Annotated in this window: 18 protein-coding genes; 6 read left to right on the plus strand and 12 right to left on the minus strand. The window is 62.4% G+C overall.

The window, feature by feature from the left end; genetic code table 11:
* Window positions 1–3: 3 nt before the first annotated feature.
* Both ACTV8E_RS01590 and ACTV8E_RS01595 read left to right on the plus strand, forming a co-directional pair.
* On the plus strand, window positions 4–765 hold the full coding sequence (locus tag ACTV8E_RS01590; protein WP_443198250.1) for a TerC family protein: 762 nt from the start codon (window positions 4–6) through the stop codon (window positions 763–765).
* Between the two features lie 152 nt (window positions 766–917).
* Window positions 918–1,544, plus strand: a complete 627-nt coding sequence (locus ACTV8E_RS01595; protein WP_273538250.1) for a LysE family transporter — start codon at window positions 918–920, stop codon at window positions 1,542–1,544.
* A 202-nt stretch (window positions 1,545–1,746) separates the two neighbouring features.
* Here ACTV8E_RS01595 and putA read toward each other — a convergent pair whose 3' ends face one another.
* The 4 genes from putA to ACTV8E_RS01615 form a co-directional block, all read right to left on the minus strand.
* Entirely contained in the window at window positions 1,747–5,718 is a 3,972-nt protein-coding gene (gene putA, locus ACTV8E_RS01600; RefSeq protein ID WP_443198251.1) for a trifunctional transcriptional regulator/proline dehydrogenase/L-glutamate gamma-semialdehyde dehydrogenase, read from the minus strand.
* Window positions 5,719–5,926: 208 nt separating this feature from the next.
* Window positions 5,927–7,510, minus strand: a complete 1,584-nt coding sequence (gshA, locus tag ACTV8E_RS01605) for a glutamate--cysteine ligase (RefSeq protein ID WP_443198252.1) — start codon at window positions 7,508–7,510, stop codon at window positions 5,927–5,929.
* A 153-nt stretch (window positions 7,511–7,663) separates the two neighbouring features.
* Window positions 7,664–8,053, minus strand: a complete 390-nt coding sequence (locus ACTV8E_RS01610; RefSeq protein ID WP_251835686.1) for a PaaI family thioesterase — start codon at window positions 8,051–8,053, stop codon at window positions 7,664–7,666.
* A gap of 2 nt (window positions 8,054–8,055) precedes the next feature.
* The gene (locus tag ACTV8E_RS01615; protein WP_443198253.1) at window positions 8,056–10,389 is read right to left on the minus strand and encodes a Tex family protein; all 2,334 of its coding nucleotides are present in this window, start codon (window positions 10,387–10,389) and stop codon (window positions 8,056–8,058) included.
* Between the two features lie 219 nt (window positions 10,390–10,608).
* Between ACTV8E_RS01615 and ompR the strand changes: the two genes are divergently transcribed.
* Entirely contained in the window at window positions 10,609–11,346 is a 738-nt protein-coding gene (gene ompR / locus ACTV8E_RS01620; RefSeq protein ID WP_251835688.1) for an osmolarity response regulator transcription factor OmpR, read from the plus strand.
* 85 nt (window positions 11,347–11,431) lie between these two features.
* Window positions 11,432–12,745 carry an ATP-binding protein gene (locus ACTV8E_RS01625; RefSeq protein WP_251835689.1) on the plus strand — a complete coding sequence of 438 codons (1,314 nt, stop codon included), beginning with the start codon at window positions 11,432–11,434 and terminating at the stop codon, window positions 12,743–12,745.
* A gap of 14 nt (window positions 12,746–12,759) precedes the next feature.
* On the opposite strand, the gene rimK is transcribed toward ACTV8E_RS01625, so the two are convergent.
* Both rimK and rimB read right to left on the minus strand, forming a co-directional pair.
* Window positions 12,760–13,665 carry a 30S ribosomal protein S6--L-glutamate ligase gene (gene rimK, locus ACTV8E_RS01630; protein ID WP_251835690.1) on the minus strand — a complete coding sequence of 302 codons (906 nt, stop codon included), beginning with the start codon at window positions 13,663–13,665 and terminating at the stop codon, window positions 12,760–12,762.
* A complete protein-coding gene (gene rimB, locus ACTV8E_RS01635; protein ID WP_443198328.1) occupies window positions 13,662–14,129 on the minus strand; it encodes a retropepsin-like aspartic endopeptidase RimB in 468 nt (155 codons plus the stop codon). The genes rimK and rimB overlap by 4 nt, the downstream gene beginning before the upstream one ends.
* Window positions 14,130–14,382: 253 nt before the next feature.
* Here rimB and ACTV8E_RS01640 point away from each other — a divergent pair, with 253 nt between their 5' ends.
* Window positions 14,383–14,775 (plus strand): RNA-binding S4 domain-containing protein, encoded by a 393-nt coding sequence (locus tag ACTV8E_RS01640; protein WP_251835691.1) that lies wholly within the window; start codon window positions 14,383–14,385, stop codon window positions 14,773–14,775.
* Here ACTV8E_RS01640 and ACTV8E_RS01645 read toward each other — a convergent pair.
* Window positions 14,769–15,539 carry a ChbG/HpnK family deacetylase gene (locus tag ACTV8E_RS01645; protein WP_443198254.1) on the minus strand — a complete coding sequence of 257 codons (771 nt, stop codon included), beginning with the start codon at window positions 15,537–15,539 and terminating at the stop codon, window positions 14,769–14,771. The genes ACTV8E_RS01640 and ACTV8E_RS01645 overlap by 7 nt on opposite strands.
* Window positions 15,536–16,660 carry a GNAT family N-acetyltransferase gene (locus tag ACTV8E_RS01650; protein ID WP_443198255.1) on the minus strand — a complete coding sequence of 375 codons (1,125 nt, stop codon included), beginning with the start codon at window positions 16,658–16,660 and terminating at the stop codon, window positions 15,536–15,538. The genes ACTV8E_RS01645 and ACTV8E_RS01650 overlap by 4 nt, the downstream gene beginning before the upstream one ends.
* Window positions 16,661–17,018: 358 nt before the next feature.
* Here ACTV8E_RS01650 and ACTV8E_RS01655 point away from each other — a divergent pair, with 358 nt between their 5' ends.
* Window positions 17,019–18,188, plus strand: coding sequence for a GNAT family N-acetyltransferase (locus tag ACTV8E_RS01655; protein WP_443198256.1), 1,170 nt, complete (start codon window positions 17,019–17,021; stop codon window positions 18,186–18,188).
* Window positions 18,189–18,201: 13 nt separating this feature from the next.
* Here the strand turns inward: ACTV8E_RS01655 and ACTV8E_RS01660 are convergent, their stop codons facing one another.
* From ACTV8E_RS01660 to ACTV8E_RS01675, 4 genes are read right to left on the minus strand one after another with little or no spacing between them, the layout of a single operon-like run.
* Complete coding sequence (locus tag ACTV8E_RS01660; RefSeq protein ID WP_251835695.1) at window positions 18,202–18,876, minus strand: GNAT family N-acetyltransferase; 675 nt, start codon at window positions 18,874–18,876, stop codon at window positions 18,202–18,204.
* Window positions 18,873–20,795, minus strand: a complete 1,923-nt coding sequence (locus ACTV8E_RS01665; protein WP_251835696.1) for a hypothetical protein — start codon at window positions 20,793–20,795, stop codon at window positions 18,873–18,875. Before ACTV8E_RS01665 ends, ACTV8E_RS01660 begins: the two co-directional genes overlap by 4 nt.
* Window positions 20,774–22,096 (minus strand): lipopolysaccharide biosynthesis protein, encoded by a 1,323-nt coding sequence (locus ACTV8E_RS01670; RefSeq protein ID WP_251835697.1) that lies wholly within the window; start codon window positions 22,094–22,096, stop codon window positions 20,774–20,776. Before ACTV8E_RS01670 ends, ACTV8E_RS01665 begins: the two co-directional genes overlap by 22 nt.
* Entirely contained in the window at window positions 22,093–23,097 is a 1,005-nt protein-coding gene (locus ACTV8E_RS01675; RefSeq protein WP_251835698.1) for a polysaccharide deacetylase family protein, read from the minus strand. The genes ACTV8E_RS01670 and ACTV8E_RS01675 overlap by 4 nt, the downstream gene beginning before the upstream one ends.
* Window positions 23,098–23,102: the final 5 nt, after the last annotated feature.

Consider the following 23,102-nt stretch of genomic DNA (forward strand, 5'->3'; position numbering starts at 1 on the left):
CGTATGGAATGGCTTACCAACCCGGAAATCTGGGTCGCCTTTTTAACCCTGACTGCCCTGGAAATCGTCCTCGGCATCGACAACATCATCTTTATTTCAATATTGGTCGCCCGCCTGCCCAAAGAGCAGCAGGCCAAGGGGCGTTTCTTCGGCCTGGCCCTGGCCATGGGTACGCGCATCCTGCTGCTGCTGTCGATTGCCTGGGTCATGCGCCTGACTTCCGATCTGTTCACCGTGTTCGAGATGGGCGTTTCCGGGCGCGACCTGATCCTGTTCTTCGGCGGCCTGTTCCTGTTGTTCAAGAGCACCCTGGAGATCTGGCACAGCGTCGAGGGTGAAGTCGAGGATGACGCCTCACCCGGCGGCGCGGCCAAGGCTGGCTTCATGAGCGTGATCCTGCAGATCGCGGTGATCGACATCATCTTCTCCCTGGACTCGGTAATCACCGCGGTGGGCATGGTGGAACACGTACCCGTGATGGTCGCCGCCATCGTCATCGCCGTGCTGGTGATGATGCTTGCCGCCGGCACCATCAGCGACTTCATCGAGAAGCATCCCTCGCTGAAGATTCTCGCCCTGTCGTTCCTGATTGTGGTCGGCACGCTGTTGATCGCCGAAGCCTTCGGTGTGCATGTGCCCAAGGGCTACGTGTACTTCGCCATGGCCTTCTCGCTGGGCGTCGAGGCGTTGAATATCCGCATGCGCAAGGCGATGAGACGCAAGCTCAAGGACCCGATCAAACTGGGTAAAAACCTGCCGGACTGAGTGGTGCGGGGCGCTGCCCCACACCTGTCCAGCTCCTCGCGGCCAAGGCGTCACCTGATGATCCGGATCACCGGATTGGCGGGTCGAAATCTTGGCCGCGCTGCGTTATGCAGGCGTAAACTTCGAGCCTTCATTCTCTACCGGAGCCGCTCATGAGCCTGGACACCTGGTTCGCTTTCTTTATCGCCTGCTGGGTGATCAGCCTGTCGCCCGGGGCCGGGGCCATCGCCTCGATGTCCAGCGGTCTGCACTACGGGTTTTGGCGCGGTTACTGGAATGCCCTGGGATTGCAGCTGGCATTGGCGGCGCAGATCGGCATCGTGGCCGCCGGGCTGGGCGCAGTGTTGGCGACCTCGGAGTTGGCGTTCGGCCTGATCAAGTGGTTTGGTGTGGCCTACTTGGTGTACCTGGGCTGGAAGCAGTGGCAAGCTCCACCCAGCGACTATGCCAGCGGCACGACGGCGCGTCCGTTGGGGCGGCCGTTGAGCTTGGTACTGCGTGGCTTTCTGGTGAATGCCAGCAACCCCAAAGCGATTGTTTTCATCCTGGCCGTGCTGCCGCAGTTTCTCGACCCCCGCCAGCCACAGCTGGTGCAGTACCTGGCCATGGCTGCGACCATGATCACCGTCGACCTGGTGGTGATGGCCGGTTACACCGGGCTGGCGGCCAAGGTGCTGCGCCTGCTGCGCTCGCCGCGCCAGCAGCGCATCCTCAATCGCAGCTTCGGTGCCTTGTTTATCGCGGCCGCCGGGCTACTGGCCACGGTGCGCCGGGCGTAGGTCGACAGGGAAGCGATGCTGCCGTTGCTGTAAGCGGCGTCGCTTGCACCAGGTGAATGGGCTGGATGCAATCAGCGTCACGAGTACCCGCCGCGCAGGTGCCATGCACGGCGGGTTGCCCGGGTATCCCGGAATTTTTCTCCCGACACCGTGCAATGGGCGAGGCCGCCCAATTACGTGGTGTCGGGGTTATTTCAAACTCTCATCCGATGGTCATCAGGCTGGCGTTTCCTCCGGCCGCTGCGGTGTTGACGCTTAGCGAGCGTTCGATCAACAGGCGCTCCAGGGGGACTTCAATTTCTCCCGGATGCAAGCCCACCACGCCAATCAGCGGTCCTGTTCGGGTCGCGATCTGCTGACAGACTTTGCGCAAGTGATCGGAATCTCCGTGGTGCAGCACGGCATCGAATTCCACGCCTTGTGCCGTCCAGTCAGTCACCAGCTCAATGCGTGCCTGCACTGGCTGGGGCAGGCGGGTGCGCAGCTGCCGGCTGGCTTCGCTGTCCGGCCAGAGCGCGCGTCCGCCGACCGCCAGTACGGCAGCCAGTTGGATGAGGCGGTCGGTGTCGCTGTCGGTCAGGCACAACACCCGTTCACGCGGCAGCAGCAGGTAGCTGTTGCGTTCGCCGGTCGGACCGGACAGCACACGGCTCAGTCCGCTTTGCGAAGCGCTGGCAAAGCGTTCGGTCAACTCGGCCAGCTCGGCGTGATCATTCTGCCGTGCCCAGGCCTGCAGTTGCGTCAGAGGTTGGCCCTGTTCGGCCTGCCACAGGTCGCGCAGTTCGGTATCGGCCGGGGTGTGCGCATCCAGACGCTGCAGGGTGCGATTCACGGCATCGTCAGGCCGGCTCGACAGCAGGCGGTGCAGATACAGCGGTCCGCCTGCCTTTGGCCCGGTGCCGGACAGCCCTTCGCCGCCGAACGGCTGCACACCGACCACAGCGCCGATCATGTTGCGGTTGACGTACAGGTTGCCGGCCTGGGCCTGATCGACCACCTGGGCGATGGTCTCGTCGATGCGCGTGTGCACACCAAAGGTCAGGCCATAGCCGGTGGCGTTGATGTGCTCGATGAGTTTATCCAGCTCCTCACGACGGTAGCGCAGGACGTGCAATACCGGGCCGAACACTTCTCGCTTGAGCTCGGCGAGGCTGTCCAGCTCGATCAGGGTCGGTAGCAAGAAGGTGCCGCGTTGCAGGCTTTCTCCGGGCCGGCGCGCGACCTGATAGACGCTGTGGCCTTTGTCACGCATCGCCTGGATGTGTTGTTCAAGATTGTTCCTGGCCTCGGCGTCGATCACCGGGCCGATGTCCACGCTGAGGTTATCTGGATTGCCCAGACGGTATTCGGCCATGGCGCCACGCAACATTGTCAGCACGCGTTCGGCGACATCTTCCTGTACGCAGAGTACGCGCAGCGCCGAGCAGCGCTGTCCGGCACTGTCGAAGGCGGAAATTACCACGTCGTTGACCACCTGTTCGACCAGGGCCGAGGAGTCGACGATCATTGCGTTCTGCCCGCCGGTTTCGGCGATCAGCGGCACGGGTCGGCCCTGGGCATCGAGGCGGCCGGCCAGGTTGCCGGCAATCATCCGAGCAACGTCGGTGGAGCCGGTGAAAATCACGCCCTTGACGCGCTCGTCGCGCACCAGCGCATCGCCGATCTCCTCGCCGCTGCCTGGCAGCAGTTGCAACACGCCTGCCGGTACGCCGGCCTCGTGCAGGATGCGCACCGCCTGGGCAGCGATCAGCGGGGTCTGTTCAGCCGGCTTCGCCAATACGGTGTTGCCGGCGGCCAGGGCAGCGGCAATCTGGCCGGTGAAGATCGCCAGGGGAAAGTTCCATGGGCTGATGCACACCACCGGACCCAGTGGGCGGTGGGTGTCGTTGCTGAAGTCGGCGCGCACCTGGGCGGCGTAGTAGCGCAGGAAGTCGGCGGCTTCGCGCACTTCGCCGATGGCGTTGGCAAACGTCTTGCCGGCCTCACGGACCAGCAGGCCCATCAGGGACTGGATGTCATCTTCGAGCAGGTTGGCGGCCTGCTCCAGCACGGCAGCCCGCTCGGTCGGTGGCGTTGCCTGCCAGAGCGGCGCGGCCTGCAATGAGGCTTGCAGGGCATTGCCCACATCGCGCAGCGTGGCGTTCTGCACCTGGCCGACCTGGTCGTGGTGCTCTGCCGGGTTGATAACCGCTTCGCTGATGCTTTCTTCGACCGGGCAGCCCAGCAGCGGGCGTGCCTGCCAGCTGACATGGCTGCCGGCCAGCAGGGCGCTGGACAGCGAGCCAAGGCGATGTTCATTACTCAGGTCGATACCCTGCGAATTGACGCGCGTCTTGCCGTAGAGCTCGTGTGGCAAGGGTATACGGGGATGGGGCAGGCCTAGAGCGCCTTCGGAGTGGGCGATGGTCTCGGCGCTGGCGACCGGGTCTTCCACCAGTTCCTGGATCGAGATGGAGTGGTCGGCGATGCGGTTGACGAACGAGGTGTTGGCGCCGTTCTCCAGCAAGCGACGCACCAGGTAGGCGAGCAGCGTTTCGTGGGTGCCGACCGGTGCGTAGATGCGGCACGGGCGATTCAGCTTGCCGTCGGCGGTTTTACCGACCACCTGCTCATAAAGCGGCTCGCCCATGCCGTGCAGGCACTGGAACTCGTATTGGCCGGGGTAGTAATTCTGCCCGGCCAGTTGGTAGATGGTGGCCAGGGTTTGCGCGTTGTGGGTGGCGAACTGCGGGAAGATCGCATCCGGCACCGCCAGTAGTTTGCGTGCGCAAGCGATGTAGGACAGGTCGGTGTACAGCTTGCGGGTAAACACCGGGTAACCTTCCAGCCCGTCGAGCTGGGCGCGTTTGATTTCGCTGTCCCAGTAGGCGCCCTTGACCAGGCGGATCATCAACCGGTGGCCACTGCGTCGGGCCAGGTCGATCAGGTAGTCGACCACGTAGGGGCAGCGCTTCTGGTAGGCCTGGATGACGAAGCCGATGCCGTTCCAGCCCTTGAGCGAGGGTTCGTGGCACAGGCGTTCGAGCAGGTCGAGGGAAATTTCTAGGCGGTCGGCTTCCTCGGCGTCGATGTTGATGCCCACATCGTACTGGCGGGCCAGTTGGGTCAGGCTCAGCAGGCGTGGGTACAGCTCGTCGAGCATGCGCTCGTACTGCGCGCGGCTGTAGCGTGGGTGCAGCGCGGAGAGCTTGATGGAGATGCCCGGCCCTTCGTAGATGCCGCGTCCGTGGGACGCCTTGCCGATGGCATGGATGGCTTGCTCGTAGGAGATCAGGTAGCGCTGTGCATCCTCATCTGTCAGCGCCGCCTCGCCAAGCATGTCATAGGAATAGCGAAAGCCCTTGGCTTCCAATTTGGCGGCATTGGCCAGCGCCTCGCCGATGGTTTCGCCGGTGACGAACTGCTCGCCCATCATGCGCATAGCCATGTCCACGCCCTTGCGAATCAGCGGTTCGCCGCCCTTGCCGATCAGTCGGTTGAGGGAGCTGGATAGCCCGGTTTCCGTATGGGTGGCCACCAGCCGGCCCGTAAACAGCAATCCCCACGAGGCAGCATTGACGAACATCGACGGGCTCTGACCCAGGTGCTGCTGCCAATTGCCGGTGCTGATCTTGTCGCGGATCAGTGCATCACGGGTGCCCCGGTCAGGAATGCGCAGCAAGGCTTCGGCCAGGCACATCAGTGCCACGCCTTCCTGGGACGACAGCGAAAACTCCTGCAACAGCCCCTGCACCAGCCCGGCTCGGCCGATGGTGGTCTTCTGGTTGCGCAGGTTTTCGGTCAGGCGGTAGGCCAGCTTGTTGGCCGCGACGGCAGTTTCCGCCGGCAGGCGGGCTTGCTCCAGCAGCATCGGCACCACTTCCGGCTCGGGACGCCGGTAGGCAGCAGTGATCGCCGCGCGCAGCACGGACTGCGGCAGAATGCTTTCGGCAAATTCGATGAACGGCTGATGGACGGGTTCGTCCAGCGGTTCATCGTCGGCAGCCTCTTGAGTCGGGCTGCTTGCATGCCCCGCTAATTCGTTCGGCCGAGTGCCGCTTTCCAGATGTTCCAGATAGCTATAGATCGCCTGCTTGATCAGCCAGTGCGGGGTGCGGTCGAGTTGCTGGGCGGCGTTTTTCAGGCGCTCGCGGGTGGTTTCGTCGAGCTTCACACCCAGGGTGGTGGTCGCCATTGATGCAGTCCTCTGCCGATACGGATCGTGTACAGATACTGAATAAGACTAGGGTCTGTTCCCGTTTCGCGCACGGCCGCGAGGGACCAAGCAGGTGAGACCGCGAGGAAGTTTTGCAGTGTTTCAGGTGCAAGCCGGCGGCCGAGGGGGTGACTCAGGACTCGCCGGGTAAATCGCGTTGCACGATCCCCCGGCAGTCCTGCGGCTGTCAGACCACCAGGTTCAGCAGGCTCGCCTGGTAGGCGGCGACGTAGGCGTCAAAATCGTTGTCGTTCTCACGCTCAAGCTGCGCCTGTTCGTCCAGCGAACGGCGGGCCAGCGCTTCGAATTGCTGCTGTTCGCTGGCCTCCAGCGGGTGCGCGCGAAAATAGCGGGCATGCTCACGGCTCTGGCGCAGAGCGAACGCCGTGTACGATTCACCGCGTTCGCGCAAGCTGGCAAGTACCTGAGCGGAGGGCGTGAGTTCAACGTTATCGACCTTGGCGCGTTGGGCCTGCAAGGCAGCCTGGTGCACCGGCTCGCCATGGGCCTGGTCAAGCAGCGTGGCGACAGGCTCCAAGGCATCGAGCAGTTCGGCAGCCCAGCGGGTTAGCGGCACCTGTTCCTCGCCGCGCTGCAGGTGTAGCTGCGGACGGCGGCCTTCTTTGACGGTTTTCAGGAAGTTGCTGGTGCAGCGTTGGCATTCGCCATCGGCCAGCAGCGGGCTGTCCTGCAGGGCGCAGTAGAGCAGGAAGGTATCCAGGAAACGGGCCTCAGTGAGATCGATCCCCAGCGCCAGGAAGGGATTGATGTCCAGGCAGCGCACCTCGACGTACTGAATGCCACGGGCCAACAAGGCTTGCAGTGGGCGCTCGCCGCTGCGCGCGACGCGCTTAGGACGAATGTTCGAGTAATACTCGTTTTCGATCTGCAGCACATTGGTATTCAGCTGCAGCCATTCGCCGTTCTGTTTAGTGCCAATGGCCTCGTAAGCCGGGTACGGCGTGGACACCGCCGTGCGCAGGCTTTCGGTGTAGCTGGACAGGTCGTTGTAGCAGGGCGTCAGACTGGCCTGGGCATTGCTCTGGTAGCCCAGGTCGCTCATGCGCAGGCTGGTGGCCCACGGCAGGTACAGGGTGTCGGCATCCAGTTGCTGCAACTGGTGCGAACGGCCGCGCAGGAAGCTGGCATCCAGCGCAGGAGACGCCCCGAACAGGTACATCAGCAACCAGCTGTAGCGGCGGAAATTACGAATCAGGCCGATATAACGCGCCGACTGATAATCCTGGTCGCTGCGGCTGTCGCCCTCGACAGCCTTGAGCAGGGGCCACAGGGCTTCCGGCAGGGAGAAGTTGTAATGAATGCCTGCGATGCACTGCATGGTCTTGCCGTACCGCACAGCCAGGCCCTTGCGGTACACGTACTTGAGTTGGCCGACATGAGAACTGCCGTAACGTGCGATGGGAATGTCCGCTTCGTCCGGCAACGGACCGGGCATCGACGGGCTCCACAGCAGCTCATCGCCGAGCTGGCTGCTGGTGAAGCGATGGATCGTTTCCAGTTCCTGCAGCGTGTCTGCCGGGTCATTGGCGGTGCCGGTGATGAACTCCAGCAGGGCTTCGGAATAATCCGTGGTGATCTGCGCGTGGGTCAGTGCAGAACCCAGGGCCGCAGGGTGCGGGGTCTGTGCCAGGTGCCCGCGGGTATCGACGCGCAGGCCTTCACGCTCAATGCCGTGCAAGGTCTGGGTGAGCAGTGGAAGGTGGACGGGCTCGCCGAGCAAGGCCAGGCGGCGGGTGAGAAGATCGCTCAAGTTCAGAATTCCTACGCGCGTGAGTCGCCCCAATATGGGGTTGGACAACACGGACTACAAGGGGGATGCAGGCTACAGCCTAACAGGCGAGCCGGGTGGCCTGCCTGGTTCAGGATCAAGAACAGCCTTCCCGCGTTACGCGAGGGGCCGCTTTTATAGACAGGCAAATGTTGATTGCGCCTTGGCCACCAGTTTTTCACCCTGGTGCACTTCCGCTTCGATCACCTGCGTGCGTCGGCCGGCATGGACCACCCAGGCGCGGCAGAGAATATCGCCGTCGGAGACGGGGCGGATGTAGTTGATCTTGCACTCCAGCGTCACGCTGCCTGGGGCGCCGTCGAACAGACTGTGGCTGGCCTGGCCCATGGCCGTGTCGATCAGCGAAAACAGTGCGCCGCCGTGCAGCTTGCCATGCAGGTTGCGCAGGCCGTCATGCATGCTCAGGCGCAGCAGCGCCTCGCCCTTTTCCGCTTTGATGATTTCCAGGCCGAGCAGGCGCCCGAAGGCGCTGCTTTTACCGATGGCTTCTTCTTGCACGTTCACGATTACTTCCTCAGGCTCTTGGCATTGGCGAACAGCGCGGCCATGCCGGGGTTGGCCGGTGCGGGTTTGTCCTGGCTGGAGTGACGCTCGCTGCGCGGCGAGTTGCCGCGTGGCTTGCCGCCGCCACTGCGTGCGCCTTCCGCCTTCTCGCCAGGCGTGTCGGACATGCGCATGGACAGGCCGACGCGGGCGCGCGGGATGTCCACTTCCATGACCTTGACCTTGACGATGTCACCGGCCTTGACCACCTCATAGGGGTCTTTGACGAACTTCTCCGACAGCGCGCTGATGTGCACCAGGCCGTCCTGATGCACGCCGATGTCGACGAAGGCGCCGAAGTTGGTGACGTTGGTCACCACGCCTTCCAGCACCATGCCCGGCACCAGGTCCTTGAGCGTCTCGACGCCGTCCTGGAATTCGGCGGTCTTGAACTCCGGGCGCGGGTCGCGGCCGGGCTTGTCCAATTCCTTGAGGATGTCGGTCACCGTCGGCAGGCCGAAGGTTTCGTCCGTGAATTTGGCGGGGTCAAGCTTCTTCAGGAAGCTCGAATCGCCGATCAGCGTGCGGATATCGCGGCCGGTGTCGGCGGCTATGCGGGTCACCAGCGGGTAGGTTTCCGGGTGCACGGCCGAGGCATCCAGCGGGTTATCGCCGTTCATCACGCGCAAGAAGCCGGCGGCAAGCTCGAAGGTCTTATCGCCCAGACGCGGCACCTTTTTCAGCTCGGCGCGGGATTTGAAAGCGCCATTAGCGTCGCGGTACTGGACAATGTTGTTGGCCAGGGTCGCGTTGAGGCCGGAAATGCGTGCCAGCAACGCGGCCGAGGCGGTGTTCACATCAACGCCCACGGCGTTCACGCAGTCTTCAACGACCGCGTCCAGCGAGCGCGCCAGTTTGAGTTGCGACACGTCGTGCTGATATTGGCCGACGCCGATGGCTTTCGGCTCGATTTTCACCAGCTCGGCCAGTGGGTCCTGCAGGCGGCGGGCGATGGACACTGCGCCGCGCAGGGACACATCCAGCTCGGGGAATTCGCGAGCGGCCAGTTCGGAGGCCGAATACACCGAGGCGCCGGCCTCGCTGACCATCACCTTGGTGAGTTTCAGGCTCGACAGTTTCTTGATCAGCTCGCCGGCCAGCTTGTCGGTTTCCCGGCTGGCGGTGCCGTTGCCGATCGAGATCAGGTCGACGTTGTGCTGGGCGCACAGCTTGGCCAGGATCGCCAAAGTGCCGTCCCAGTCGTTACGGGGTGCGTGCGGGTAGACGGTGGCGGTGTCCAGCACCTTGCCGGTGGCATCCACCACGGCGACCTTGCAACCGGTGCGCAGGCCGGGGTCGAGCGCCAGGGTGGCGCGGGGGCCGGCCGGCGCGGCGAGCAGCAAATCGTGCAGGTTGCGGGCGAACACACTGATCGCCTCGTCTTCGGCGGCTTCGCGCAACTCGCCGAGCAGGTCGGTTTCCAGGTGCGTGTAGAGCTTCACCTTCCAGGTCCAGCGCACTACTTCGCCCAGCCACTTGTCAGCGGCGCGGCCTTGGTTGGTGATGCCAAAGCGCTCGCCGATCATGACCTCGCCCGGGTGCATGCTGCCCGGCGTAGCGACGCCCGGCGCTTCGTCGCCAACCTTGAGGCTAACGCTGAGCACGCCTTCGTTACGGCCGCGGAAAATCGCCAGGGCGCGGTGCGAGGGGGTGTTCTTGAGCACTTCATCGTGCTCGAAATAGTCGCTGAACTTGGCACCTTCGGCTTCTTTGCCGGCCACCAGACGCGCGCTGAGCGTGGCGTTGTCCTTCATGAAACCGCGCAGCTTGGTGAGCAGGTCGGCGTCTTCGGCGAAGCGCTCCATGAGAATGTATTTCGCGCCTTCGAGCACAGCCTTGACGTCGGCAAAGCCCTTTTCCGCATCGACGAAACGTTCGGCTTCGCTCTCGGGATTCAGCGTCGGGTCGCCGAACAGCGCGTCGGCCAGATCGCCAAGACCGGCTTCCAGAGCGATCTGGCCCTTGGTGCGGCGCTTCTGCTTATAGGGCAGGTAGAGGTCTTCGAGGCGAGTCTTGGTGTCGGCCAGGTTGATCTCACGGGCCAGTTCCGGCGTCAGCTTGCCCTGCTCCTCGATGCTGGCCAGGATCGCCGCGCGGCGCTCGTTCAGTTCACGCAGGTAGCGCAGGCGCTCTTCCAGCGTGCGCAGTTGGGTATCGTCCAGGCTGCCGGTGACTTCCTTGCGGTAGCGGGCAATGAAAGGCACGGTGGAACCTTCGTCGAGCAGCGCCACGGCGGCGGCCACCTGCTGGGGGCGCACGCCCAGTTCGTTGGCGATGCGGGAATTGATGCTGTCCATGTGGTTACCTGGGTCAGTCGAGCCATGCAGGCCGAGCCTGCGCGAAAGGGCGGGATTAAAGCAGCGCCAGGCGGCCAGCGGCAAGCTTCACGTACCGCGGGTAACGCTTGGCGGTCGGATTGGCGCAGGGCGCTGGCCGAAAAATCTGCTAACAATGCCTGGCAGTGTATAAAAGGTCGCTGCGCGATAATGCGCGACATCATTTTTCGGGGAGTTTCCATGACCAGCAGTGCATCACTCAGCGAAGGCGAAAAGATCCTGGTGGTCGACGACGATGCGCGCCTGCGGCGCTTGCTTGAGCGTTTCCTCGATGAGCAGGGCTACCGGGTGCGTACCGTGGAAAACGTCGAGCAGATGGACCGTCTGCTGGCCCGCGAACTGTTCAACCTGGTGGTGCTCGACTTGATGCTGCCTGGCGAGGATGGCCTGTCCGCTTGCCGCCGGCTGCGCGAGGGTAATAACCAGGTGCCGATCATCATGCTCACCGCCAAGGGCGACGAGGGCAGCCGGATCCAGGGCCTGGAAGGAGGCGCCGACGATTACCTGGCCAAGCCGTTCAATCCTCGCGAACTGCTGGCGCGCATCAAGGCGGTGCTGCGTCGTCAGGCGCCCCTGGTACCCGGCGCGCCGGGTAGCGAGGACGAAACGGTGAGTTTTGGCGACTATGAGCTGTCCCTGGCGACCCGTGAGCTGAAAAAGGGCGATCAGGTACAGATGCTCACCACCGGTGAGTTCGCCGTGCTCAAGGCGCTGGTCCAGCATGCCCGCGAGCCGTTGACCCGCGACAAGCTGATGAACCTGGCGCGAGGCCGCGAATGGGACGCCCTGGAGCGCTCCATCGATGTGCAGATTTCGCGCCTGCGCCGATTGATCGAGCCGGACCCGTCCAAGCCGCGCTATATCCAGACGGTGTGGGGCGTGGGTTATGTGTTCGTACCGGATGGGAATAAGGGCTGAAGGCCGATAAAGCGCTTAAAGCTGGAGGCTTTACGCTTTTTCGTCCAGCTTTTCAGCCTCCAGCGCTTTATTTCGGCTTTTAATTATGAAGACCCCGTTCTGGTTCCCGCAAAGCTTCTTCGCCCGCACCTTGTGGATGGTGCTCATCGTCGTGCTGTTCTCCAAGGTGCTGACCCTGGTGTACCTGATGATGAACGAGGACGTGCTGTTCGATCGTCAATACAGTCACGGCGCAGCACTCACCGTGCGCGCCTATTGGGCGGCGCCCGAAGAAGACCGTCCGCGCATTGCCGAGGCGGCCGGGCTGCGCGTCGAGGCGCGCGAGCGGGTGCCCTCGGGTGAGTACCACTGGCCCTACAGCGATATCTTCGCCCGGCAGATGCAGGATGAACTGGGGCCGGAAACCGAGGTGCGCCTGCGCGCACTGAATTCCCCCGCGCTGTGGGTATATGCGCCGAGCCTTGGCGATGACTGGCTGCGTGTACCAATGTACCCCTACCCCTTGCGCGGCCAGCGCATCTGGAGCGTGCTCGGCTGGTTCCTCGGCATTGGTTTGCTGTCCACCGCGGCGGCCTGGATTTTCGTGCGTATGCTCAATGCGCCGCTCAATCGCCTGGTTCTGGCTACACGGCAACTGGGCCTGGGGCGCAGCGTGCGCCTGCCGGTGAGCCAGACCCCGAGCGAACTGACGGAAGTTTACGGGGCCTTCAACCAGATGGCCGAGGACGTCGAACAGGCCGCCCGCGAGCGCGAGCTGATGCTGGCCGGCGTGTCCCATGACCTGCGCACGCCGCTGACGCGCTTGCGCCTGTCCCTTGAGCTGCTGCCAAGCGATGCCGAGCTGACCGAGGACATGATCCGCGACATTGAGGACATGGATGCAATTCTCGATCAGTTCCTGGCGTTCATCCGCGATGGCCGCGACGAGCCGGTGGAGGCCCTGGACCTCGGCGCATTGGTGCGGGATGTGGCGGTGCCGTACAACCAGCAGCACGAGCGGGTATTTCTGCATCTCGAGAACATTCCGCCAATGCCCTTGCGGCGCATCTCGATCAAGCGCCTGCTGGTGAATCTGATCGAAAATGCCCTGCGCTATGGCGGTGGCGAGGTCGAGGTGGCTGCCAGCGTGGCCGGTGATCAGGGCGCGCCTTATGTGGTGCTCAGCGTGCTGGATCGGGGCGCCGGGTTGGCGGAGTCGGAGCTGCAGGAAATCTTCAATCCCTTTATACGTGGCGATCGTGCCCGTGGCGGTACCGGCACCGGGCTGGGCCTGGCAATCGTCAAGCGCATCGCGGCGCTGCATGGCGGCAGCGTCGAGTTGCGCAACCGCGAGGGCGGCGGCCTGGAAGCGCGGGTCTGCTTGCCGCTGGGGCTGTTGTTGCCGCGAGACGCGGCCTAACCGTAAAGGTTGAATTAACCCTTGCCGCGGGTGCGCGTCAGGCCATGGGCGGCGTTCTTTTCCAAATACTCAATGATCAGAATGGCCACATCCTTGCCGGTGGTGGTTTCGATGCCTTCCAGGCCGGGTGAGGAATTGACTTCCATGACCAGTGGGCCGTGATTGGAGCGCAGGATATCCACCCCGGCGACATTCAGGCCCATGACTCGGGCGGCGCGCAAGGCAGTCATGCGCTCCTCGGGGGTGATCTTGATCAGGCTAGCAGAGCCTCCGCGATGCAAGTTGGAGCGGAACTCGCCAGGCTTGGCCTGGCGCTTCATCGCCGCAATCACCTTATCGCCGACCACAAAACAGCGGATGTCGGCGCCGCCGGCTTCCTTGATGTATTCCTGCACCATGATGTCCTGCTTGAGGCCCATGAACGCCTCGATCACCGATTCGGCGGCCTTCTCCGTTTCGCACAAAACTACGCCGATACCCTGAGTACCTTCCAGCACCTTGATCACCAGCGGCGCGCCGCTGACCATCTGGATCAGGTCGGGCACATCGTCCGGAGAGTGGGCAAAGCCGGTGACCGGCAGGCCGATGCCCTTGCGCGACAACAGCTGCAGCGAGCGCAGCTTGTCCCGCGAACGGCTGATCGCCACCGATTCGTTGAGCGGAAACACCCCCATCATTTCGAACTGGCGCAACACCGCGCAGCCGTAGAAGGTCACCGAGGCGCCAATACGCGGAATCACCGCATCGAAGCCTTCCAGCGGCTTGCCGCGATAATGGATCTGCGGCTTGTGGCTGGCGATATTCATATAGGCGCGCAGGGTATCGATCACTACCACTTCGTGGCCGCGTTGCTGACCGGCCTCAACCAGGCGGCGAGTGGAGTACAGGCGCGGGTTGCGCGACAGAATGGCGATCTTCATGATTCACCTTCAAGGTTGGCGAGCACGGGTTTGTCCTGGATATAGGAAAGAGCCGGATTGACGACCAATTGACCGTCGATCAGCGCCTTGGCGCCGAGCAATACCCGGTACCGCATGGCCTTGCGGCAGGTCAGGGTGAAGTTCACCGGCCAGGTGCGATCACCCAGCGTCAAATCAGTTCGGATCATGTAACGCAGCTGGGTCAGGCCGTTGGAACTCTTGATTTTTTTCACCGCGACCAAGGGTGCTTCGCACCGCCGACGGCGCTGCATGAGCGCGCCCAGATGGGCGGTGAAGCGAACCCAGTCCTCGCCTTCGTGCTGGAACGGCTCAATATCGCTGGCGTGGAGGGCGGAGGTTCCGGCGCCCGTGTCGATTTTGGCACGCAGGCCGCTCAACCCCAGTTCGGGCAAGGCAATCCACTCGCGCAGGCCGATCGCGCTCAGGTCGTCAAAGGTTTTCAAGGCGGGCGCTCCCCGAATGTGGGCTTTCCCCGTTATAGGTGTCTGGCCGCGCGCCTCGCAACTGTTGATATGAAGGATAAACAGCTTCAGTCGGGGGGCCGTTGTGCGTACGTCGTGAGTCTGTTGGAACTCGACGGCGCTGCCGCTCTTCGGAGCGGGCCGCGCGGCGCGCATTCTAGAGCGCCCCGGCAATAACTGCATCTGTTGTACGCTGAGAAGGCACGATCCCCGACCGGGCCTGGAAGAGAGACTGATGAACGACAAAGACACTGACAAGATCCGCCTGGATAAATGGCTCTGGGCTGCACGTTTTTTCAAGACACGTGCCTTGGCCAAGGCGGCGATCGAAGGCGGCAAGGTGCATTGCCGCGGCGAACGCTGCAAGCCTGCCAAGGAGCCTAAATGCGGTGATGAATTGACTCTGCGCACCGGCTTCGATGAGCGCACCGTGGTCATTTTGGCCCTATCCGCGGTGCGTCGCGGCGCGACTGAAGCGCAAGCGCTGTATCGGGAAACCGACGAAAGCATTGCCAAGCGCGAGCAGGCGGCGGCTTTGCGCAAGGCGGGCGCCCTGGGCATCACCACCGAGGGGCGGCCGAGCAAGAAGCAGCGCCGACAAATTCATCGTCTGCATGACGATTACTGAACGACGCCCGGCAGCGCGGAATAGGCGATGCGCGGCACGTTGGCCAGACGCCGCGCCAGCAGTTCGGTCAATGACTGGTTCTGCTCCAGGTAGGCATCGCCGAAATCGTCGTCCAGACGACTGGGATGCGCGATGACCTCAAGAATCCCGCCGCTGGGCAACGCGCCGTGGTGCAAGTCCAGCGGTGTGCACACATGGTCGGCGCTGGCGTGGCCAAGCGTGCGCAGTCGCCAGTTGAGCAAGCGCTTGTAGACGCGCTTGGGCAAGGTCAGGTTGCGGCCCAAATTGCGTGCCAGGCGCAGCGGCACGCCCTGGCGGCGAGCAAAGCGGGCCACCACTTCGCCGATTGGCCAGATGTTGTGCACATGCTGGTGCGAGTCGATATGGCTAGGGCGCACGCCATGCTCCAGGCAGCGCTGCCATTGACTGCGCAACTCCTCTTCAATGGCCTGGCGGGTGCGCCTTGGCAGCCACAGCTGATGCTGCCGAAACTGCAGGTCAAAGTCGCCACTCGGGCTGCACACTCGCCGTTCGGCCTGAATCGGCTGGCTCAGCGGGCGACCATAAGTGAGGTTGAAATGCAGCCCGATCTTGCCTTGTAGGCGATGTTGCCGGGTCAGCTCACAGGCCTCGACAAAACCGGGCATGTTGGCCATCAGAGTGGCCGAGCTGATCAGGTTTTGTGCGAACGCGCTGATGATGGTGTGGTTTTCTTCAGAACTGAGGCCGAAATCATCGGCATTGATAATGACGCGCGCAATCATCGGCTTACCTCCTGCAACTTGCCGGAGCCTGAAGCCGGGACAACCTGGCGTTGCTTGCGCCACTCCCACAGGCGATGGCCAAGGCCGAGCAAAATTCCCGTAGGACTCCAGGAATAGAAGCTCCAGCGCAGGTGTTCGACCTGTCCGCTCATGCGCTCATGCAACTGGTGGGTTGAGCCACTGCGGCTGACGCGCGAGGCGTCGATCCACTGCCAGCCCTCTTCCAGGCCCCAGCGTATCCACTCATCCAGCAACAGGCGACCGCTGCCCAGGTCAGCATATTCCGGCAGAAACGCCAAGTTGTAGTCATAAATGCGACCGTTATGCAAAAGGGCCAGTCGGTAGCTGATGCAACGGCCTTCGTGTTCAAGCATGACCACGCGGACCAGGTCATTGGCCGCCAATGCGGTAAATGCCTGGATCATCCAGCTGCGGCGCGTGCCGGAGAAAATGCCGACTTCTTCCTGGCCTTTCCAGCTGACCTGCTCCACGGCGGCAAGGCTGTCCAGCACAGCACCGATGTTGGTGGCGTCTGGCACCACGCGGCGGATTACTGCGCCGCGTTCGTCACTGCGCTTGCGAGCCCGGCGCAACTTGTAACGCAGGTCACGGTTAGGTTCCTTGTGATCCTCGGGTGTAATCCGATGAAACGGCGCGCGGCAACTCAAATGACAATGATGGCTTGAGCTCAGGCGTGCCCAATGCTGCATGCTGCGCTGGGTGTTCTGATCGGTGGTCAGCTCGTTAAGCTGCATGACGCTATGGGGTAGGCGCCGGCCGATTTCCTTCCATGCTCGGGTTAGCCCGGTTTCATCCAGTTGGCAGACCAGTGCCAAGCGGTCACTCAGCGGATAGCCAAGGTGGCGCAGTACGCGCCAGGAAAAGCCAAATCGTGCGTCGCGCATTTGCATCAGCGGGAGGCACAGACGCAGCTGATCACCCTCCCAAGCCAGCAAAATAAGCAGTTGCTGATTCGGCTCCAGGGCTTGTTCGGCGGCAATCAGCCAACCGATGTGATTGAACGGGGTGCAATGCGGCAGCCGGTTGCACAGTTGGTTGTAGGCATGCAGTGGAAATTCGGTGGCGGAAAGGGAATGACACCATTGGAAGCGGTAATCCATGACCGAGTCGCTCAGGCTGAAAGGTAAGACGAATCGCGCACCAGGGCGCACTTGGCGGGGTTTTTACCAGTGCGGCGACGTCCTGCTGCCGCATTGACTGCAGGGATGTATAGCAGGCTTTGCCAAGGCTGGCGCACTGACAAAGCAAGAAACATATTGATGGCCAAGAGTAGGCGGGCATTGGTCCGTTTGCCGGGTCGGGTTTGTTTCTTCGGCTAAAGTTCGCAACAGCATCGAGCGCCCCCTAACCAAAGGAGTGGTTAGGCCGGTGACAGGCATGTCATCAAGCGAACCGGGGCCGACTCACTCTTCTGTCCCCTTGGGCAGCTTCCGCTTTGGTTTTTGCAGGGATGCACACATGGATAACCTCGCTTCACTTTCTGCAGCCATGCCGCTCTCCACAGCGGTCAGTCACCGTGTCGTCGAAGTCTCATCATTTTCACAGGCCGAACCTTTTCTTGAGCGCTGGGAGCGGTTGGCGGAAAACCCCTCCGAGGCCAATGTGTTTTACGCTCCCTGGGCCCTGCGTCCGGCGCTGGAACATTTGTGCCGGGACAAGACAATCAAGTTGTTATTTTTTGTGCGTGAAGGTGGCAGCGATCTGGATGGCGTTCTGCCGTTACTGGTCAAGCGTGCCTGCCACTACCTGCCGATTTTCGGCCTGCAAAACCTGCGGCATCGGTACTGTTTTTCTACCGCCCCCTGGCTAAAAAGTGGGCGTGAGGTTGACGTGGCCTGCAGCTTCGCCCTTTGGCTGCGGAGCCATCGTTATCGTTATCCGCTGCTTATGCTGAACACCGTAACCGCTGATAGTGCATGGGTACAGGCGTTGCGCCGACAGTTGCCGCTGCGCGGCATGCGCTTTCAGCAGACGTCCCTGGTACAGCGCGCGCTGTTGGTGCATGGCGATGATCCTGAGGATTATCTGCAACGTGCTCTGCCAAGTAAAAAGCGCAAGGAGTACCGCCGTCTACGCGAGCGTCTGGCGGAGCGAGGCAATCTGCAAATCCACGAATTACAGCCGGGGGATGCGAACCTGCAATCCTGGCTCGATGCGTTCGTCGAGCTGGAACTCCAGGGCTGGAAAGGCAAGGAACAAACCGCATTGGGTAGCCGCTCAAGCTGCCGGCGTTTCTTCGAGGAGATCGCCCATGAGGCTCATCATCGCGGGCAGTTGGCCATGCTGTCGATGACCCTCGATGGCCGGCCGGTGGCCATGGTGTGTGATCTTATCGCTTCGCCAGGGTCCTTCGCTTTCAAATCGGCTTATGACGAAGCCTATGCGCGCTATGCGCCCGGTGTGCTGCTGGAGCTGGAAAATATCTGTCGAGCCCATGCCCGCCAGGCCCGCGGCCTGCGCTGGCTGGATTCCTGCTCGGCACCGGATAACGAGCTGCTCAATCGGCTGTATCTGGAACGCCGCACATTGTGCAATCTGACCATCAGTAGCGGGCATGCCTTGGCCAATCTGTACGTGGCGCGCCTGCCTTGGCTGAAGCGTTTGCAGCAACGCATAAAACGCCTCTGAACGACGCGCGATATCACTTGGAGCGGGCCAACCCTGGCTCGCTCCCAGCGGCCTGTTTATGCAGGATTGGAACAGCAGGCTGGCGCGTGTAGCGGATACAGCCGAACAAGGTATAAGCGTGCACAATGCGTCCATCCGGCTGAAAACCGAGGCGCCGGATCAGGCGCAGCATAAGGTGGTTGTGGGCGTCGACCACTGCCACCGCCCGTCGATAGCCACGCTTTTGCAACAGTTGCCATAGATGGTTCTGGCCGCCGAGAAACACCGCGCTGCCACGATGGGCCATCGCCACTTCCAGGGCGAACAGGTAGGCATCCCCGGCAGCGACTGGAAACCAGCCACGGAAGTAATGAGCGTCATAATAATCCCGTGGGCTGATCCACATGTAGGCGCACACCTCGCCTTGCTGGTTCAGCGCGACATAGCCGTGCAGGTCGGGCTGGGCCAGCAGGTCACGCATCACGCCGATCTGCCCGGGGAAATGCTTTGCAAACGCCGGCAGCAGCTCGCTTCGTGTATCCACATACTCCCAGGCGTGTCGACGGGGCAAGGACAGCGGATTGCCATGCAGCTCACGGGCAAACCAGATGAGCTGATGATGGGCATACAGGTAACGCTCGGTGAACAAGCGCAGACTTCCCATCAATCCCTTGCGCTGAAGTTTGCTGTATAGCTGACGAATGCTCATGGCTGCTCCCAAGTGAGAGCGAACAGCGACTCTGCGGGAACCTCGAACTGCCAGGCGCCTGACACGCAGTTCACCGCCCCAGGCAAAATGGGCGTAGCGCTGAATAAATCCAGCTGGGGAGGGTCGAGCCCGGAGCAGGTCGTATTGGCGGCTGTAAAGCGTATCTGCTGCAGGCGATCGACCTTGTTGACGCCCAGCAGGTTGTGATGCTTGCCGGAGCGGCTGGCCAATGCATCGACTTCAAACGCATCGTTGTCTAGCAGCAGGACATCCTCGCCCCAGTAGCGCTGCATGAAATTCATCGCGTGCCCCACCGGCCTGAGGCTGTAATTACCGGCAGAATCAAGGCGCAGCATGCCCTTGAAATGACCGTCGTCATCGGCCAACAGGAACCAGTTGAGCATGTCCAGCAACCCATCCGCAGAAGACTGTATGGCGACGGATGCCCACCACAGCGCAGCGAATTGCGTGTCCTGCTCGTAATGACTGATGGTGTTACCGCTGGACAGGTTGGTCTGATCGATCAGCAGCGCCTTGCGCGGCCGGCCCTGTTTGTCGAGACCCACCAGGTCGGCAGCCTGGCGCACGCTGTAGCGATACCAGTCGGTAGCCCGCAGGTCACGAATCATCCATTCATGCCAGGCCAGCGCGTCGATCAGGGGCTCATGCTCGTCCAACAGGCGTTTTGCCCAGTCAATCCCTCGCCGGTTTCGGGCATCGGTCATAGTCGGGCCATTGACCAACCGCGAGGAGGCCGGAATGGCGATGCGGATACCGGCAGCGTGGGCGCCAGGGTGAGCGCGTACCCGTTCGGCCATGGCGCGGAAGTAGTCGGCAAAACGGGGATAACTGGAGTAGTTGAGATTGGGTTCGTCGGCCATGGACAAATAATGAATGCCGCCGGCGCCCAGGCTCGACGTGCTGTCCAGCCAGGCCTGCAGGCCTGCGCGACTGGTGGCATCAAAGTCCAGATCAGCCACCCGCCCTGTTTTCGCCAATAAGGTGATGTCGTGGGCAATGCCGTATTTGTGCCGAAACAGTGGGCGAAAGCGTTGTTCATGTTGCGGGTTGCGGGCCATGACATTGACGAAACTGTAATGGCCGCCTGCTTGAGGGCTAAGCGTGCCCAGCAAGGTGGCGTCCTCCGGCAGGCTGTAAGGCAGCGCCACGCCGAGTTTTGCCGTAGGGCCGAGCACCTTGTCGTGCAGTGACAGGCCGACCCGGCCCGGTTTCTGGATGGGCTGGTACAGATGCTCCGGGCGCTGGGCAAAGAGATTGTCGGTGCCGTCCAGCCAGAAGGCGGCCTTGCCTTTGCCCTGCAGGTGCAAGCGCCAGATCTGTTCCTCAGCCGATACCGGCAGGCTGACCAGGTCGCTGCGCGGATACAGGGTATGGCGCTGCAATTTCAAGTGCACCTGGTGCCTGTCGCTCAGCCGCTCGGCGGTCAGGGCATGGACACCGCCATGGTGTTTGCCTCCCAGCTGCGCGTTAACCCCGGCCGGGACGCGAAAATACAGTGTCTGATCCCGGCTGGCCTCGATGCTGAAATGCGTTTTTACCGGTTCGAACAGCGAGGCGGTTTTATCGCCATGCCGGACCTGGTAAAGCCGGAAGCTGTAGCCGGGGATTTCCAGACGATAGCCGCTGCTTGCGGCGCGTAACGGCCATTGTCGCGTGCCGCGCTGCTCGCGGGCGGGAATCTCGAAGCGTTGTAACAACTGGCCGCTGCTGTCCTGCAAATACAGCCGTTCCTCGTTGGCATCTGCCTGCCAGGCCGGTTCCCAGGCGATCAGCAGAGGCTCGTCCACAGCAGGTTTCAGGTGCAGCGCACCGTCTCGAATGCCCGACCATTCCAGGCCGTGGGCGAGAGGTGGCAGGCTGGCAATCAGTAGCCAGGCTAGAGCCCATCGGCTTCGCATACCGGTCTCCGTCGCAGGTGATTGAACAGAAAACGCAGATCGCTGGGCAGGATCAATAGGGTGTTGGCGAACGCCACGCCGCTGAGGCGGCAATACAAGCACAACATGCCCAGCGCCAGCAGGCTGTAGGCCAGCGATGAGGCATAGGCCGCGCCGACGATGCCCCAGTGGGGAATCAGGAAGAACGTCAGGCTCAGGTTGATTGCCGCGGCCACGCCGGCCATCACTGAAAGGGCCCCGGGACGTCGTTTGCCCAGCAGGTCAAGATGGAGGATGCTGGCGTAACACAGGCTGAAGATGCCCGGCAGCAAGGCCACCAGGGCCGGATAAGCGGGCTGGTAGGCACTGCCGAACAGCAGCACGATCAGCCACTCGCCGACCACCGCCATGCTCAGGCAGGCGGCGAGCATGGCGGTTCCGGTCAGGCGCAGGGCCAGTGGGGTCAGTTCATCAATGCCTTCACCCTGTTGTAGCAAACGCTTCATCAGTGGAGTGGTCACCGCCTCGGGGACGATGATCAGCAATTCGGCAGCGGCACTGGCCATGGCGTAATAACCCAGCGCTTCACTGTCGAGCAGCAAACCGATCAACAGGTAATCCGAGCGCATGAGAATCTGCTGAAACAGGATGTCTGGATGGCTTTTGCCACCAAAACGCAGCATCTCGCTGCGGCTGTCCCGGTCCCAGCGCAGGCGGATGCTGTGATAACGGCCCAGCAGGCACAGGCCGACGACGGCCACCAGCAGCAAGCCGCCGATCCAGCTGATCAACGCCGCTTCCAAGGCGAAGCGTTGCCACATCAAAAATAAACTTAGAAACAGCAACAGCGGCACCAGCGACTCAATCAGGCGCAGGCTGTTGAACGCGCCGACCTTGCCGTCGGCATTGTGCAGATTGAGCAGGGCGCTCTTCATGACGAACAGCGGCACCACCAATAGCAATAGCCAGGCGAGCGAGCCGAGTTCCTGAGTAATTTCCAGGCTCTGGCCGAACTGCTGCAGCAAAAAAACGCCCAGGCAGGTGGCCACGGCCGAGAAGAGGCAGCCGTAGATCAGCACTTGGGACAGTAGGGCTCCCATGGGCCGCTGCTGGGCCGACTGATAACTCAGCGCAGTGTTCAGGCCGCCGCTGGTGGCCGCGCTGATCATTTCCGGCATGGCGCTGAGCAGCGCGAACAGTCCACGGTCGGCAGGGCCGAGAATGCGAGCCAGCAATATGTTGCGCAACAGGCGCAGCACCAGCATCGCCAGGCTGGTGCCCACGCTTTGCAGCATATGGCGCATAAAACTTGAACGGCTCATTGGCTGCCACTCGACAGCATCCGCCAGGCCAGCAGCTCCGGACGCTGGGCCGTATGCTGACTGACGCCGATGCGCGGCAAGGCCAGGTTGTCGCCACGGCCGCGGAACAGGCCTGGCCGGGTGCTCAGGGCGTGGCGGTAATAATGGTGCTGGGCCAGTTGCCGGCGCACCTGCTCGTCATGGTCGCCGTTGGGGTAGCAGTACACCGGCAGGGGCCGTCGGCAGCGCTGTCGCAGCAAGCGGCTGCTGTCGTGCAGCTCACGCTCCAGCTGCGCGTGGTCGAGCCCAGTCAGAATCGCATGGCTGGCGCCGTGGGGGCCGAAGCGCACCAGGCCGGAATCCTCCAACTGGCGTACCTGTTGCCAATCGAGGGCTTGGGGCTCGGCGCTGTCGGGGCACTGATCTGCCAAGGCCTGCAATAGCCCGGCCGGCAGCTGTTTGAGGCGCTGCAGATACTGCGCCAGGACAAGACTGCGACGGTAGGGGTCGTGTTTGCCGAAGATAGCCGCCGGGACTTCGGCTCCGGCTTCCAGGAGCTGTGCGCATAGAGCGTCGCGGGCGGTGGGGCCAAATGTGCCCCACAACGTTTCACCGATGCTTTCCCACCAAAATGAACGCTGGCTGCCAATGAAATCGGTGGAGAGGAAAATGCTGGCCGGCATTTGGTAACGCTGCAGCAGCGGGAAGGCCTGGGTGGCGTTGTCGCGCCAGCCATCATCAAAGGTTAGTGCCACGCGCAAGCGGTCGCCGGGAGCGGCATGGGGATCCAGCAGTTCCATCAGCGGCACGCAGTCGAAATTGCGGCGCAGCCAGCGCAACAGTCGTTCAAACGCGGCACTGCCCAGGCACAGCTCGTTGCGGTGTGGCAGGGCAGCGGCCCGGTCATCGGCGATGACCCGGTGCAGCATGAGGATAACGCCCTCGGCATGCAGGCGGTGCGGTACGGGGGTGTGCAGGTAAAGCCAGCCGGCACCTGCCTTTAAGGCCTGTTTCAGTTTCATGTCCA

It is taken from the genome of Pseudomonas sp. B392_1p, from assembly GCF_052245235.1.
Taxonomy (GTDB): domain Bacteria; phylum Pseudomonadota; class Gammaproteobacteria; order Pseudomonadales; family Pseudomonadaceae; genus Serpens; species Serpens gallinarum.